This is a genomic window from Catellatospora aurea, from assembly GCF_042663325.1.
GTDB classification, from domain to species: Bacteria; Actinomycetota; Actinomycetes; order Mycobacteriales; family Micromonosporaceae; genus Catellatospora; species Catellatospora aurea.
Map to the genome: position 1 here is coordinate 72,403 of NZ_JBHTAC010000022.1, position 14,391 is coordinate 86,793.

Here is a 14,391-nt window from a genome sequence, read left to right on the forward strand (position 1 = left end):
TGACCGGCCCGCTCGCCTAGGCTGGATGCGTGGGCGGGGACGGCGGGGTCGTCGCGGGCCCCGGTGGCGACCGTGATGCGCCGGAGGCGCTGCGGCGCGCGAGGTCCCGGGTGTATCGCGACGGCGTGTGCGTGCTCGAAGACTTCTCGGTCGACGACGTCGCCGCGCACCTGGCCGACCCGGCGGCGGTCCTCTGGCTGGATCTGTACCGGCCGAGCGCCGAGGATGTGGACATGCTCGGGGCCGACATCGGGCTGCACGAGCTGGCGATCGGGGAGTGCCTGGACAAGGGCCAGCGCCCCAGCCTCAACCGCTACCCCGAGCATCTGTCCCTGGACGCGTACGGGGCCGCCCTCGACCCGGACACCTCGTCGCTGACGCTGTTCGAGATCGCCGTCTTCTGCACCGACCGCGTGCTGATCACGATCCGCAAGGACAACGGCCTCGACCTTGATCCGGTCGTCGCGGGCTGGGACGCCGCGCCCGCGCTGACCCGCCACGGCGTCGCCTACCTTCTTTACGGCCTGCTCGATCACATAGTCAACGGCCAGTTCCAGGCGGTGCGCCAGCTCGACGAGGCCGTCGACGACCTCGAGGAGCAGCTGTTCGGCGCTCGCGGGTCCGCGGTGCGGCCCGCGCAGCAGCGGCTGTTCCAGCTGCGCCGCGACCTGATCGCGCTGCGCCGGGTGGTCAAGCCGATGGAGGAGGTCGTCGAGTCGCTGCAGAACCAGGACGTGCTCGCGATCGACGACGCCGTGTCGCCGTACTACCAGAAGCTCTACGACCACGCGATGCGCGCGGCCGACTGGACCGACGCCCTGCACGACCTCGCCGCCACCACCGTGCAGACCAACCTGATCACCCAGGCGAACCACCTGAACATGATCATGAAGAAGGTGACCAGCTGGGCGGCCATCATCGCGGTGCCGACGGCGATCACCGGGTTCTACGGGCAGAACGTTCCCTTCCCCGGCTACGGCAGCGCGTGGGGCGTGCTCGTCTCGACGGCCCTCATCGCGATCCTGTCCGTCCTGCTGTACACCGTCTTCAGGCGCAACGACTGGCTCTGAGCGGCGGTGTCCCTACGGCTGCTCGTGGCCCTGGCGGGGGAGCACCGACAGGACACGCACGATGTGGTCGCGGAACTCGGTCATGTAGTCCGACAGGAACGTGCGCACCGCGTCGTCGACGACCTCGCCGTCACCGGGGAACAGCGTCTGGTTGAACTGGATGTACGCCTCGGGCGCGGTCATCTGCCGGGCGTTGCAGAAGCTCAGCACGCCGCGCAGCGCCTGCTGGGCCAGCGCGGTGCCGATCTGGCCGATGGATGCGCCGATGACCGCCGCGGGGATGTGGTCGAACGAGTTCTTGCCCCACGGCCGCGAGGCCCAGTCGATCGCGTTCTTCAGCGCGCCCGGGATCGACCGGTTGTACTCGGGCGTGACGAACAGGATCGCCTGGGAGCGGTGGACGGCGTCCTTGAGCGCGACCGCCTCGGGCGGGTAGTTCGCGTCGTGGTCCGGGCTGTACAGCGGCAGGTTGCCGATGGGGATCTCGGTGAACTCCAGCTCCTCCGGCGCGAGCCGGATCAGCACCCGGGACAGCTCCCGGTTCACCGACGTCGACGACAGGCTCCCGACGAAGTATCCGACCTTGTAGGTGGTCATGGCACAGCCTCCTGGCTAACGGTTCCTCCGGCCTGCATACCTCCACCCGGTCCCCGCCGTACGCGGTTCCGCGCAGTTCGCCGGGACAACAGGTGGGATTGGGCTGATAAGGCACGGTGAATACGGTTCGCCGGTATCGTCGAGGGCGAGAAATCGCCGCGATCTTGGGAGGAAACGATGGGCACGACGCCTGGTGTCGCCGACGTCGACATGAAGCTCGAAGTCGTGGTGATCCCGGTCTCCGACATCCCTCGGGCCGAGGAGTTCTACGGGCGGCTGGGCTGGCGCTCGGACCAGACCCCGCCGGGGTCGGGTGTCATCCAGCTGACGCCGCACGGCTCGCAGTGCTCGGTCCACTTCGGCACCAACCTCACCACGGCCGCGCCCGGGTCGGCCCGGTCGTTCCTGATCGTCGCCGACATCGAGCAGGCCCACGATGCCATCGCCGCCGCCGGTGTCCAGATCAGCGACGTCTTCCACCTCGGCCCGGACGGCCCGATCAAGGGCCCGGACCCCGCTCGCGGCACGTACGCCTCGCGGGCCGAGTTCGCCGATCCCGACGGCAACACCTGGGTGCTCCAGGAGATCACCAACCGGCTGCCCGGCCGCGTCGACCCGGGCGCGACGGAGTTCACCTCCACGACGGACCTGGCGAGCGCGATGCGCCGCGCTTCGGTGGCCCACGGCGAACACGAGAAGCGCATCGGCGCGGCCGACCCCGACTGGCCCGACTGGTACGCCGCGTACATGGTGGCCGAGGCGTCGGGGCAACCGCTGCCGCAGTGACCCGGCCACAGCCGTCGCGTCACCCGCGAATTCGTAGTCGGTCACGGTGTGCTCGTTGGGGGGACAGGGATTCTCGGCTGTGTCGAACGTTTCGGTCACGCTGCGTCAGATCGAGGACAACTCGAAGCCGGACAGTGTTGGCCCGATTACAGTCCGGGACGGCTTTGGATTCCTGTTGGTCTCAGGCGCTCTGGTGTGGAGAGCACCTGCTCCTCTTTCGAGGTGGCATACGTGGTGGAGCAATCGCAACGCCCTGCGCCGGGTGCGCGCGGCGCGGCCCTGTCGGCGATCGCCACGGTCGTCAGCACGGTCGTGGCACTGCTGGAATTCCTGACCGACCTGGGCGCGCTGGCGATTGTGCTGCTCGGCGCGACCGCGCTCGTCTTCGCCGGCTGGGGACTGGCCCGCACCTGGACCAACCGGCAGGCGCTGCCCGCCGTCTTCCTGCTGCTCGCCGTCATCGCGGTGTCCGCCGCCGTCGGCGCCGCGGGCGACCGCCTGCTGCGTCCCGAGCCGGCCGCTGTCACGGCCGCCGGGCAGACCGGGCCCGGTGGTGCGACCTCGGCGACGCCGGACGCGCCGACGGGGGATCCGAGCCCGAGCGCCTCGCCGTCGGCGAGCACGCCGTCACCGTCGCCGACCGCGCCGTCCGCCTCGGGCGGCGAGCCGGCCGTCAAGCGGGCGGCCTCCGTGACGCTGCCCATCTACTACTCCATCGACCTCGACTCCGACGCGCCCAACTGGAACGTGGTCCGCGGCTCGGTGTCCGGCTGGGACCTGCGCGGGGCGCTCGGCGTCGGCCCGTACGGCGTCGCCTCGAACCGTGACCTGACGTACGTCAGCGGGCAGCCGTCGCACCAGACCTGTGTGGCCGCCACCGCCCTGCAGCGCGGTATCGAACAGGAGAAGACCCGCGCCGGCACCGCGTTCTGCGTACGCACCAGCGAGGGGCGCTGGGCCTGGGTGAAGATCACGGGTGTGTCCGCGGACTCCGGGGACGTCAAGCTCGACGTGCACGTCTGGGAGGCGGCCTCCTGAGCCGCCGCGGGCGGGGTCAGCCGTCGTCGACCGCCGACGCCGTCCGCAGCTCGACCATGAGCTGTTCGGCGTCGAGCGTGTCGAGCACCTTCTCCAGCACCCGTGAGTCGTAGCGGCCGGTCGCCCTTGCCGTGAGCAGCGCCGACCGCTGCCGCTCGATCACCCGTAACCGGAGTTCGCGGTACTGCCGGATCCTTCTGGCGGTCGCCAGGGCGTCGAGGTCCTGGGTGGTGTCGTCGCGGACGACGTCGGCGCGTACGCGGGCGAGGACCTCGGGGTCGTAGCCCCCGCCGTCGGGCCGCGCGAGCGCGGCGTCGTCGAGCATCGCGCGGGCGGCTTCCTGGCCGGTGCGCCGCAGCGCGGGGACGTCCGTGGCGGTGCTCGACGGCGCGTCGCCCAGGCTCAGGCGGCGGACCAGCCAGGGCAGCGTGCCGCCCTGCACCAGCAGGGTTCCGGCGGCGACGGTGACACCGAGCGCCACCAGGAGCAGCGGTGCGGCCACGCCGGTACGCCGGGCCAGGGCGTTGACGACCACGATGGCGACCACGGCGGCCACCGCGATGACCAGGAGTTCCACGTGAGCTCTCCGTCCTTCGCGTGGCGGTCGGGCAGACCCGGCCACCCGAGAGTGCGCCGGCCGGCGGGTCCACCGCCTGCATACCGCCCAGCGGTCCTGGCCGCAGGCGGTTCCGCTCGGTTGCCCGCCCGGTTTCGGCGACGGGATGTCGCCCACCGGAGAAACGCGCTACGCTAGTAACCAACTAGTTAGATACTCGCTCAACCGACCGGCCGAAGGAGCCGGTGATCAGGGCAGAGCGGGCGAAATGGGATTAGGAGGCACATCATGACCATCACGCTGATAACCGGGGCCAACAAGGGTCTCGGCTTCGAGACCGCCCGCCGGCTCGTGGACGCCGGACACACCGTCTACGTCGGCGCCCGCGACCCGGAACGGGGCCGTCAGGCCGCCGAGCGGCTCGGCGCCCGCTTCATCCAGCTCGACGTCACCGACGACGCCTCGGTCGCCGCCGCCGTCAAGACCGTCGAGGCCGACGGCGGCCTCGACGTCCTGATCAACAACGCCGGCATCGAGCCACGGACCGCCGACGGCGGCTTCGTGCCACCGGCCGAGGTGACCGCCGACTCCGTCCGCGCCATCTTCGAGACCAACGTGTTCGGCCAGGTGCGGATGCTGCACGCGTTCCTGCCGGTCCTGCAGCGCTCCGCCGCCCCGGTCGTCGTCAACGTCGGCAGCGGCACGTCGCTGATGCGCGAGCTGGCCAACCCGGACTCTCCGTCGCACTTCTATCCCGACATCGCCTACCCGGCCTCGAAGGCCGCGGTGAACATGCTCACGGTGCAGTACGCCAAGGCGTACCCGGGCGTCAGGATCAACGCCGTGGACCCGGGTTTCACCGCCACCGACCTGAATCACCACGCCGGCACCCAGACCGTCGAGGAGGGAGCCGAGGCCATCGTCCGCATGGCCCAGCTCGGACCCGACGGCCCCACCGGCGGGTTCTTCGACAAGGACGGCGTGATTCCCTGGTGATCCGGCCCGGCCCGGCCGCCGTACGGCGCGCGGGCCGGCCCGCCCTTCGACGAGGAAGACCCGAATGACCACACCCATGCCGCGGGCCCGCGACGCCCAGGCCACCAAGGCGCTGCTGCTCGAAGCCGCCACGGACGAGTTCGCCGAGTGCGGGCTGGCCGGTGCGCGCATCGACCGCATCGCCGAGCGCGCCGGAGCCAACAAACGCCTGCTGTACGTGTACTTCGGAGACAAGAACGACCTGTTCGACGCCGTCCTGGCCGAGCAGACCCGGGCCGTGGTCGCGGCCGCGTCCCTGGACGACGGGGACCTGTGCGCCTTCGCCGCCGCGCGCTTCGACTACATGCTCGCCAACCCCCGGGCACGCCGTCTCGCCACCTGGCGCGTCCTGGAACGCTCCGAACCGACCGCACTGGAACGCGAAGCCTTCCAGACCCGGGTCGACGCCGTCGCCTCAGCACAGCGCGCCGGGCGGCTCCGCGACGACATCGCCGCCGTGGACCTGTTCGCCATCGTGCTGCGTATGACGGAGGGCTGGCTCAGCGCCTCGCCGGGTCTGCTCGCGACCGCCGGCGACGACCCGATGTCGCCGGCCCGGCTCGCCGAGCACCGTGCGGCGCTGCTGGCGGCGGTCCGCCGGGTGAGCGAACCGGCACCAGGCCAGGGCTGAACACCGATGCCTGGCGCTGATGATGGTAGGAAGGCACCCATGAACGATCCTTACCGGACTCTCGGCGCAGGTTATGCCGAGCGCCGCCGACCGGACCCGCGCCTGGCCGCGATCATCGAAGCAGCGCTCGGCGATGCCCGCACGGTCGTCAACGTCGGGGCGGGCGCGGGTTCCTACGAACCAGCCGACCGCAGCGTACTGGCCGTGGAGCCGTCGCCGGTGATGATCGCGCAACGGCCGCCGGGCAGCGCGCCCGTGGTGCGCGCCGTCGCCGAGCGGCTGCCGTTCGCCGACAAACGCTTCGACGTCGGGCTGGCCATCCTCACCGTGCACCACTGGACCGACCCGGCCCGCGGGCTGGCCGAGCTGCGCCGGGTCTCGCACCGGCAGGTGGTGCTCACCTGGGATCACGCGGTCATGTCCCGGTTCTGGCTGATCGCCGACTACCTGCCGGAGATCGCCGCGGCCGAGCGGCAGCTGCCCGAGCACGACTTCATCGCCCGGCACCTGGCCCCCGCCCGGGTGACGGAGGTGCCGGTGCCGCACGGCTGCAGCGACGGCTTCCTCGCGGCGTACTGGGACAGGCCGCACGCCTACCTCGACCCGGCGGTGCGGGCCTCGATCTCCTCGCTGGCCAGGCTCGACCCGGCCCGGGTCGCCGAGGCGACGCGGCGGCTGCGGGCCGACCTGGACGGCGGGCGATGGCAGGAGCGCCACGGTCGCGCGGGCGCGGGCGCGGCCGACGTCGGCTACCGGCTGGTGACATCGCCCCGGTAGCGTCACGGCGCGCCTACCATCAGCCTATGGGGACCCGATGACGCCGATGGCGATTCGCCGATCCATCGGACGCCGAGGGCTCAAAGATCAGGCGAGGGTGCGGTCAGCCTGACCCCGCGGACGTACACGGCGAGCAGCCGGTGGATCGCTGCCGGATCGGCGACCGGGTCGCCCGACACGGCCAGGATGTCCGCGTCGTAACCGGGGGCGATCCGCCCTTTGCGATGGCCCAGCCCGACCACTTCGGCCGCCCGTGCGGTGACCGCGTGCAGCGCCTCCGCGCCGTCCATGCCGAGCGGCGCGAGCTGGGGCACCGCATGACGCAGCACGAAGTGCGGCTTCACGGGTGCGATGCCCGCGTCGGTGCCGATCACGATCCGCGCGCCCGCGGCGCGCATCCGGGCCGCGTTGGCGGTGAACCGCGGCATCCGGGTGGCGATGCTCGGCGGCACCGCGTGGCCGTCCACGAGCCGGGTGCCGAACGTGAGGCTCAACGCGATGCCGCGGGACACGATGGTGTCCAGCAGCCCGTCGGGGATGTCGTCGACGGAGCCGGCGTTGATGAAGGTGGCGTGTTCGAGGCTGTCGACGCCGGCCTCGGTCGCGGCGACGATCGACGACGTGCCGTGGGCGTGCGCCGCGACCCGCAGCCCGAGTTCGTGCGCCTGCTCGACCACCGCCCGCAGCTCGTGCACGGAGTACTGCGCCATTTCCGGGCGGCTGCCCGGGGTGATGTTGCCGCCGCTCGCCATGATCTTGATGACGTCGACTCCGCGTTCGGCGCGAGCGCGGACCGCGGCGCGCAGGTCCGCGACACCGGCGGCGCAGTCACCGAGGAAGTGGCAGTGCCCGCCGGGTGTCGTGATCGGCACGCCCGCGGCCACGACCGCGGGCAGCGTGTGGTCGCCGGCGCGGGCCGCCGCGCGCACCCGCAGCGCCAGGTAACCACGGTCGCCGAGGTCGCGCACGGTGGTGACGCCGCCCGCCGCGGCCGCGCGGGCCGCCGTGCACATCGCCCCGTAGGCCGCCGTGTCGTCGCGCTCGCCCAGCCGCGCGATCGGGTCGGCGGTGGCGTCGAATGCCAGGTGCAGGTGGGTGTCGACGAGTCCGGGCAGCAGCGTGGCCGCGGGCAGGTCGACCACGTCCGCGCCATCCGGCAGACCCGCCGCGCCTTGCACGACCGAGACGATCCGGCCGCCGTCGACGACGACGGACGGGTCGTCGATCAGGGCGCCGCCGTCGAACAGCCGCCGTGCGCGCAGTACGAGCAGGTTCGGGCGGGGTTGCGTCTGCGTGGTCATCACGTCAGGATCCCGTGTCACGCCGGACCGTGCCAGACCGGCCGCCCCACCCGAGTGAACGATTCCGAACACAGGACCTGCCGCCCTTTGCGAGGATGGATTCGTCCGGCGTACCGGCAGGGACCGGTGCCGGACCAGCTCAGCGGCCATCGCTGGCACCGTGCGAAGAGGTGAACCGACATGGACCCCGCGGACAACCGGAGCACGTCCGTGCTCACCATGCTCAACCAGCGGCTGCTCGACAGCACCCCGCAGCCGGTCGACGTGATGACCCTGCTGGTCGAGATCCCGCCCGGCGGCAAGGGACTGCCGCCGCACAAGCACTCCGGCCCGATCTTCGGATACATGATCGAAGGAGAGATGCTCTTCGAACTCGAAGGCGAGCCCGAACGGGTCATCCGGGCGGGCGAGGCGTTCTTCGAGCCGGGCGGTGATGTCATCCACTACCAGGACGGCAACAACCTGCCCGACGCGACCAGCCGCTTCGTCGTCGTCATGCACTGCGTGCCGGGCCAGCCGATGCTGACCTATGTCGACGACGACGAGCTGGAACGCCGCCGCGACCGCCGCGCCCCGCGTCAGAGCGGTTCGTAGTCGAACCAGTCGAACGCGACGCCGACGTCGGGCAGCCGGACCGGATCGGACCACGGCCCGGCGGGGTCCGTCGCGGTGAAGAGAATGTTGCCGCCGCCGGGCGCGACGTTCGTGGTGATCAGCCAGAAGCGGCCGTCGTGGTGGCGCAGGGTGGGCGCGTACACGCCGGCCGACGACGGCATGCCGGGCGGCAGGACGAGCTGGCTCGGCCGGTCCAGCGCGTTGCCGACCTGCTCCCAGTGCACCAGGTCCCGGCTGTGGAAGATCGGCACCCCGGGGAAGTACTCGAAGCTGGAGCAGGCCAGGTAGTAGTCCCCGCCGACCCGGCACACGCTGGGATCCGGGTGGAACCCCGGGATCACCGGATTGGTGAAAGCGCCACCGGTTCAGCCATGCGCTTCGGAGCCGGTGGTGCCGTGGTGATGGCGGGGGAGCGGCGATTCGAGATCGGACATCCGGCAATGCTATGGCCGCGTCCCGATGCGCGCCCGCTGCTCAGCATAGACCGGTGCGGAGTGCGCCCCGCCGGCCGCCGCCATTATTCTAGCGCTAGAATAGACGCGTGGACCCGACGTTGACCGATGCCGAACTGACCGTGCTTGGGCTGCTCCTGGAGCAGCCGCGCCATGGGTACGAGCTGGAACGGGTCATCGAGGAACGGGGTGTGCGGACCTGGACCGCACTGGGCTTCTCGTCGATCTACTACCTGCTCGACAAGCTCGCCGGACGTGGTCTGATCGAGGCGGCGGCGACCGAGCGGCGCGCGGCGAAGTCGCGCGCGACCTACCGGGTGACGGCAGCGGGCCGTGACCTGTGCGCGGCCGCCACCAGGGACGCGCTGGCGGCGCTGACGCCGGTGCGCTCCCGGGTCCTGATCGGGATGGCGAACAGCCCCGGCCTGCCGGAAGCGGACGTGGCCGAAGGGCTGACCCGGCGGCTGACGGCGCTGCGGGACCAGCTGGCAGAGGTCCGTGCCACCCGGGCGCACCAGGAGCCGCTGCCCACCGCCGCTTCGGCGATCTTCGACTACTGCGAGGCGATGCTCCGGGCCGACGTCGGCTGGGCCGAGGCCACGCTCGCGACACTGACCAAGGAGACCGCGATGGACAAGTACGACGTCAAGAAGGCACGCCGAGAGCTGTACGCCCCGCCCGCGAAGGACTTCGTCGTCGTGGACGTGCCCGAGCTGAAATACCTCGCGGTCGACGGCCACGGCGACCCGAACAGCTCCCCGGCGTACGCCGAGGCCGTGGAGGCCCTGTTCACGACGGCGTACACCCTGAAGTTCGCGAGCAAGAAGACCCTCGACCGGGACTTCGTGGTGGGGCCGCTGGAAGGGCTGTGGCGTGCCGACGACCCGCGGTCCTTCGTGATCCGTGACAAGCAGGCCTGGTCGTGGACGATGCTGATCAGCCAGCCCGACTGGATCACCGAGGACATGGTCCGCGCGGCCGTCGTCGAAGCCGCGAAGAAGAAGGACAACCCGGCCCTGGCCGGCCTCCGGCTGATCAGCCTCACCGAGGGGAAGAGCGTGCAGATCCTGCACATCGGCTCCTACGACGACGAAGCGCCGACCCTGGACCGCCTGCACCACCGCTACCTGCCGGACAACGGGCTGACGTTCAACGGCGACCATCACGAGATCTACCTCAGCGACGCCCGGCGCACGGAGCCGGCCAAGCTCAAGACGATCCTCCGGCAGCCCGTCAAACCGGCCTGACCGAGAATTCGACGACCGGACGGCACAACCGTTCGGCGAGCTGCTCCGGTCAGGGGGTACGGACGAGAGGGGTCTCATGCGGGCCGACGACGAACACGCCTTCACCGAGTTCGCGCAAGCACGGGTGCTGGAGCTGCGCCGGACGGCGTACCGGCTGTGCGGGAACTGGGACGAGGCGCACGACCTGACCCAGTCCGCGCTGATCCGGCTGTATCGGCACTGGACACGGGTCGCGCAGGCCGACTCGCCGGACGCCTACGTGCGCCGCATGCTCGTCAACATCTTCCTCGACCAGCGGCAGACCTGGTGGGCGCGACGGGTCAGGCCGTTCCCCGAACCACCGGACGTCCCCGCACCGGCCGCGGACGTCGCCGACCGCCTCGACCTGATGGCGGCGCTGGCCAGGCTCGCCCCCGGCCAGCGCGCCGTGATCGTGCTGCGCTACTGGGACGGCATGGACGTCGCGGAGACCGCCCGGACGCTGGGCTGCTCGCCGGGCACGGTCAAGAGCCAGACGTCGTACGCCATCACCGCCCTGCGGCGGCTGCTGCCCAACTACGTAGGAGACCGAGCGTGAACGACCAGCAGATCGCGGCCCTGCTGGCCGCAGCCCCGAAGGAGCCCGAACCGCCGTTGCCGCCCGGACTGATCGAGGGCCTGGTGCCGGCCGCCCGGCGCGACGTCCGGCGGCGACGCGCCACCGCCGCGCTGTGCGCGGTCGTGGCCCTGCTGCTGGGCACCGGAGCGCTGCTCATCCCCGGCGGCGACCGCGACGCGGCTCCCGCGCGGCCGTCGCCGGGAAAGGCGGCGGGCCTGCCCGACCGGATCGCCGGATACTCGCCGCTGACCGGTTCGGTGAGCGCCGCCCCGCCGGGGCGGGCGCTGCTGCTGTACGGATACGGCAACAGCGAGATGCTGCGCACCTACCAGACGCTCGTGCTGGGCGCCGACGCCGACGTGTACCGGCAGCTCGACGCCGTGCCCGAGCGCACCAAGCCGTGGCTGCTGTCCCCGGACGGGCGCACGATCGTGCTGTCCGAACCCGACCGCGAGGTGGCCGAGGTGCGCGTCGTCGACCTGGAGACGGGGCAGGTCCGGCAGGTGCCGGTGCCGCGCCCCGGCGGGGTCGTCCCGCTGGCGCTGTCCCCGGACGGCAACATCCTGGCGTACTCGGTCGTCGACCTGGCGTCCGTCGCGGAGGAGGCGGCCCGTGACGCCGGCAACTACGTCGAGTGGTACGCCACCGGGCACGGCGAGCTGATGCTGCTGAACCTGCGCACCGGGCAGGCCACCGGGACCGGCCTCGTGCCGGTGTCGGCCGCAGCTTTCGCGCCCGACGGGCAGCGGCTGGTGGTGCAGTCCGAGCTGCGGACCTGGCTGATCGGGCTGGACGGGCAGCGGCAGCGGGAGGTGATGGTGCCGCAGGGCTACGGGATCACCGTGCACAACGCCTGGTCGCCGTCGGGGCTGCTGCTGGCCGTGGTGCCGTGGCGGTCCGAGGGCGTCGGCAGCCACCGCGTCTACCTGTTCGACTCCGGGACGCCGGGTGCGGTGCGCACCGTCAGTCTCGCCGAGCCGTCCGCGCTGCGCGGCACCGCCGACACGGAGACGTTCCTGGGCTGGCTGTCCGACACCGAGGTGCTGGGGCACGCCTGGGACTACGGCTCGGACACCGGCGCGCTGTCGGCGGTGCCCCTCGACGGGAGCCCGGCCCGGGTGCTGAGCACGTTCGACGACTCCCACCGGTGCGAGCTCGGCATGCAGCGCTGCGTGCCGTACGAGATCTCGGTCGCCGCGGGACTGCTGCCCGGACTGGGCACGCGCACGGCAGAGTCGGCCGACCGCGGACCGTGGCCCGTCGGCTTCCAGGTCGCGGCGCTTGCGACGGTCGCCGTCCTGGCCGCGGTGGTCTGGCTGGTGCGACGCCGGGTGCGGCGCAGGCGGGCCGGTGACGCTACTTCGTGAGCTTCTCGACCATGGAGATCAGCTGGTCGGCGGCCGGGCCCGAGGATGCCGGGTTCTGGCCGGTGATGAGCCGGCCGTCGGTCACCACGTACGGCTGCCAGTCGTCGGCCTTGCTGAAGTGGGCTCCCTTGGCGACGAGTTCGTCCTCGACCAGGAACGGCACGACCTTGGTCAGGCCCACCGCTTCTTCCTCGGTGTCGGTGAAGCCGGTGACCTTCCGGCCGGCGACCAGGGGAGTGCCCTCGGGCGTCTTGACGTGGCGCAGCGCGCCCGGGGCGTGGCATACCAGCGCGATGGCCTTGCCGGACCGGACCACCTGCTCGATCAGGGCGACCGACACGGGATCCTCGGCCAGGTCCCACATCGGGCCGTGCCCGCCCGGGTAGAACACGGTGTCGAAGTCGTCGGCGGACACCGAGTCCAGCCGCAGCGTGGTGTCGAGCTGGGCTTCGGCGGCCGCGTCGGCCTCGAACCGGCGGGTCAGGTCGGTCCGGAACTCCGGTTCGTTGCTCTTGGGGTCCAGCGGCGGCCGCCCGCCCAGCGGCGACGCCAGCGTGACGTCCCATCCGGCATCCCGGAAGCGGTAATAGGGCGCGGCCAGTTCCTCCAGCCAGAAGCCCGTCTTGCGGCCGGTGTCACCGAGCTGATCATGTGAGGTGATCACCATCAGGACCTTCATGTACCCCACCTCCCTACGAGGAGTAATCGTATGACGTCGGTGGGTTACATGTCGGCGGTCCCGGCGTCCCCGAACGCCGCCTGCGGATCGAGGGCCTGACCCTGCGCGTACCGCTCGGCGAACAGATCCGGGCCCAGCCTCTCGATCGCGGCCGCCCGAGCCTTGGCCAGGTCAGCCGCGTCATCCGGGTCGGGCACCTGCCCGAGCGCGGCGAACGCCGCGTCCGCGACGCCCACCAGCAGCGCCGCCCGCGCGTGGTCACCCTCGGCGGAGGCGAGCGCGACACCGGCCACGCAGACGTACGGTACGAAATCGGCCCAGCCGTGCTGGAAAACCCGCTCCCGGCCCGCCGCGAACAGCTCCCTCGCCGTGTCGAGGTTGCCGAGTCCGAGCTCGCAGAACGCGAGGTTGTGGTACTCCGAGTTGACGACCTCGGGGCGGCCCAGGGCCTCGTTGAGCGCGATGTTCTCCCGGTACAGGTCCCGGGCGCGGGCCAGGTCGCCCGACATCCGCGCCACCGCCGCCAGCACATGCCGGGGCCGCTCCTCCAGGGCGCGGTCCCCGGAGCGTTGCGCCACGGCGAGCGCCTCCCGGGCCCGGACCTCGCCGCCCGGCAGGTCGCCGCCGCGGATGGCCACCCGGGCCAGGGCATACCTGGCCTCCACCTCACCGGCCAGGTCCCCGGCCGCCTGCGCGCGGACGATCTCGGCCTGGCTCATGCGTACCACGGCATCGGTCTCACCGCGCCGGAAAGCCGCCCGCACCTCGTCGCTGAAACTCATTCGCGGTAGCTCCCATGTGTCAGGTTTTGTCGACATTATGCCGCTGCCTGCACCGGTTCCGACCGCGCTCGCCGATCCCGTGCCGGCGGTCACAGCAAGTCAGATCTGGAACATGCCGGGTGGGGACTCGACGCAGTGCAGGTGCGGGCACTGGAGGGAAACCCATGGTTCGATGGCAGTTGTGGCTGATCTTCATGTGCTGCGGGTGTTCTGCGGGCCGGGCGGGCGTGGCGGCAACCGGCTCGGCGTCGTCAGCCGCGGCGCGACGGTGGTCGGCGAGCGGCAGCGGCTGGCCCTCGCCGCGAAGCTCGGGTTCAGTGAGACGGTCTTTGTCGACGATCCGGACCGCGGTGTGGTCGACATCTACACGCCCAGCGTTCGCCTGCCCTTCGCCGGGCACCCACTGGTCGGGACGTCCTGGCTGCTACGACATCTGGGCACCGGAGTCGACGTGCTACGTCCGCCCGCCGGTGACGTCTCCACCTGGCATGACCGCGACTTCACCTGGATCGCCGGTCGCGCCGACTGGGCCGCCGGCCGCGAGCTGCGACAACACGCATCCGCAGCCGAGATCGACGGCCTGCCCGCACCGCCGCCGGGCAGCGGCTTCCTCTATGCCTGGGCCTGGCAGGACGAGGCAAGCGGCGTGGTCCGGGCGCGCGCCTTTCCCCGTCGCGGTGACTCCGTCATCGAAGACGAGGCCACCGGCGCCGCCGCGCTGCTGCTCGCGCACACCCTCGGCAAGGCCCTCGACATCCGGCAGGGTGTCGCGTCGCAGATCCTGGCACGCCCGCGGCCCGACGGCTGGATCGAGGTCGGCGGCCGTGTCGCCCTCGACGAGGTCCGAACGCTGTGAGCAG

General features: G+C 71.6%; 17 protein-coding genes. 11 read left to right on the forward strand and 6 right to left on the reverse strand.

The features are described from left to right. The first annotated feature begins 29 nt into the window (after positions 1-29). Positions 30-1,070 (forward strand): magnesium transporter CorA family protein, encoded by a 1,041-nt coding sequence (locus ACFQO7_RS21585; protein WP_376808036.1) that lies wholly within the window; start codon positions 30-32, stop codon positions 1,068-1,070. A gap of 12 nt (positions 1,071-1,082) precedes the next feature. Here the strand turns inward: ACFQO7_RS21585 and ACFQO7_RS21590 are convergent, their stop codons facing one another. Next, positions 1,083-1,667: an NADPH-dependent FMN reductase gene (locus ACFQO7_RS21590; RefSeq protein WP_376808037.1), complete on the reverse strand. Its 585-nt coding sequence runs from the start codon at positions 1,665-1,667 to the stop codon at positions 1,083-1,085. A gap of 177 nt (positions 1,668-1,844) precedes the next feature. Between ACFQO7_RS21590 and ACFQO7_RS21595 the strand changes: the two genes are divergently transcribed. Together ACFQO7_RS21595 and ACFQO7_RS21600 are read left to right on the forward strand one after the other, a co-directional pair. Then, entirely contained in the window at positions 1,845-2,453 is a 609-nt protein-coding gene (locus ACFQO7_RS21595) for a VOC family protein (RefSeq protein ID WP_376808038.1), read from the forward strand. Positions 2,454-2,684: 231 nt separating this feature from the next. Then, positions 2,685-3,491 (forward strand): hypothetical protein, encoded by an 807-nt coding sequence (locus ACFQO7_RS21600; RefSeq protein WP_376808039.1) that lies wholly within the window; start codon positions 2,685-2,687, stop codon positions 3,489-3,491. 16 nt (positions 3,492-3,507) lie between these two features. On the opposite strand, the gene ACFQO7_RS21605 is transcribed toward ACFQO7_RS21600, so the two are convergent. Next, entirely contained in the window at positions 3,508-4,068 is a 561-nt protein-coding gene (locus tag ACFQO7_RS21605; RefSeq protein WP_376808040.1) for a cation:proton antiporter, read from the reverse strand. A gap of 267 nt (positions 4,069-4,335) precedes the next feature. Between ACFQO7_RS21605 and ACFQO7_RS21610 the strand changes: the two genes are divergently transcribed. From ACFQO7_RS21610 to ACFQO7_RS21620, 3 genes are all read left to right on the forward strand, one after another. Further along, positions 4,336-5,043, forward strand: coding sequence for an SDR family oxidoreductase (locus ACFQO7_RS21610; protein ID WP_376808041.1), 708 nt, complete (start codon positions 4,336-4,338; stop codon positions 5,041-5,043). A gap of 64 nt (positions 5,044-5,107) precedes the next feature. Then, positions 5,108-5,713, forward strand: a complete 606-nt coding sequence (locus ACFQO7_RS21615; protein ID WP_376808042.1) for a TetR family transcriptional regulator — start codon at positions 5,108-5,110, stop codon at positions 5,711-5,713. 39 nt (positions 5,714-5,752) lie between these two features. Beyond that, a complete protein-coding gene (locus tag ACFQO7_RS21620; RefSeq protein ID WP_376808043.1) occupies positions 5,753-6,490 on the forward strand; it encodes a class I SAM-dependent methyltransferase in 738 nt (245 codons plus the stop codon). 80 nt (positions 6,491-6,570) lie between these two features. Here the strand turns inward: ACFQO7_RS21620 and ACFQO7_RS21625 are convergent, their stop codons facing one another. After that, positions 6,571-7,791: an amidohydrolase family protein gene (locus ACFQO7_RS21625; protein WP_376808044.1), complete on the reverse strand. Its 1,221-nt coding sequence runs from the start codon at positions 7,789-7,791 to the stop codon at positions 6,571-6,573. Between the two features lie 180 nt (positions 7,792-7,971). On the opposite strand from ACFQO7_RS21625, the gene ACFQO7_RS21630 reads away from it, so the two are divergent. Next, complete coding sequence (locus tag ACFQO7_RS21630) at positions 7,972-8,385, forward strand: cupin domain-containing protein (protein ID WP_376808045.1); 414 nt, start codon at positions 7,972-7,974, stop codon at positions 8,383-8,385. Here the strand turns inward: ACFQO7_RS21630 and ACFQO7_RS21635 are convergent. Further along, entirely contained in the window at positions 8,370-8,747 is a 378-nt protein-coding gene (locus ACFQO7_RS21635) for a family 43 glycosylhydrolase (protein ID WP_376808046.1), read from the reverse strand. The two genes, ACFQO7_RS21630 and ACFQO7_RS21635, sit on opposite strands and share 16 nt — an antisense overlap. A 200-nt stretch (positions 8,748-8,947) precedes the next feature. Here ACFQO7_RS21635 and ACFQO7_RS21640 point away from each other — a divergent pair, with 200 nt between their 5' ends. The 3 genes from ACFQO7_RS21640 to ACFQO7_RS21650 all read left to right on the forward strand — a co-directional run bounded on the left by ACFQO7_RS21640 (position 8,948) and on the right by ACFQO7_RS21650 (position 12,070). Further along, positions 8,948-10,105: a GyrI-like domain-containing protein gene (locus tag ACFQO7_RS21640; RefSeq protein ID WP_376808047.1), complete on the forward strand. Its 1,158-nt coding sequence runs from the start codon at positions 8,948-8,950 to the stop codon at positions 10,103-10,105. 76 nt (positions 10,106-10,181) lie between these two features. Further along, positions 10,182-10,682 carry a SigE family RNA polymerase sigma factor gene (locus ACFQO7_RS21645; protein ID WP_376808048.1) on the forward strand — a complete coding sequence of 167 codons (501 nt, stop codon included), beginning with the start codon at positions 10,182-10,184 and terminating at the stop codon, positions 10,680-10,682. Next, entirely contained in the window at positions 10,679-12,070 is a 1,392-nt protein-coding gene (locus tag ACFQO7_RS21650; RefSeq protein ID WP_376808049.1) for a WD40 repeat domain-containing protein, read from the forward strand. The genes ACFQO7_RS21645 and ACFQO7_RS21650 overlap by 4 nt, the downstream gene beginning before the upstream one ends. On the opposite strand, the gene ACFQO7_RS21655 is transcribed toward ACFQO7_RS21650, so the two are convergent. Then, entirely contained in the window at positions 12,060-12,749 is a 690-nt protein-coding gene (locus ACFQO7_RS21655) for a type 1 glutamine amidotransferase domain-containing protein (protein WP_376808050.1), read from the reverse strand. The two genes, ACFQO7_RS21650 and ACFQO7_RS21655, sit on opposite strands and share 11 nt — an antisense overlap. A gap of 44 nt (positions 12,750-12,793) precedes the next feature. Beyond that, a complete protein-coding gene (locus ACFQO7_RS21660) occupies positions 12,794-13,531 on the reverse strand; it encodes a tetratricopeptide repeat protein (RefSeq protein ID WP_376808051.1) in 738 nt (245 codons plus the stop codon). A gap of 181 nt (positions 13,532-13,712) precedes the next feature. Here ACFQO7_RS21660 and ACFQO7_RS21665 point away from each other — a divergent pair, with 181 nt between their 5' ends. Further along, positions 13,713-14,387 (forward strand): PhzF family phenazine biosynthesis protein, encoded by a 675-nt coding sequence (locus ACFQO7_RS21665; protein WP_376808052.1) that lies wholly within the window; start codon positions 13,713-13,715, stop codon positions 14,385-14,387. Positions 14,388-14,391: the final 4 nt, after the last annotated feature.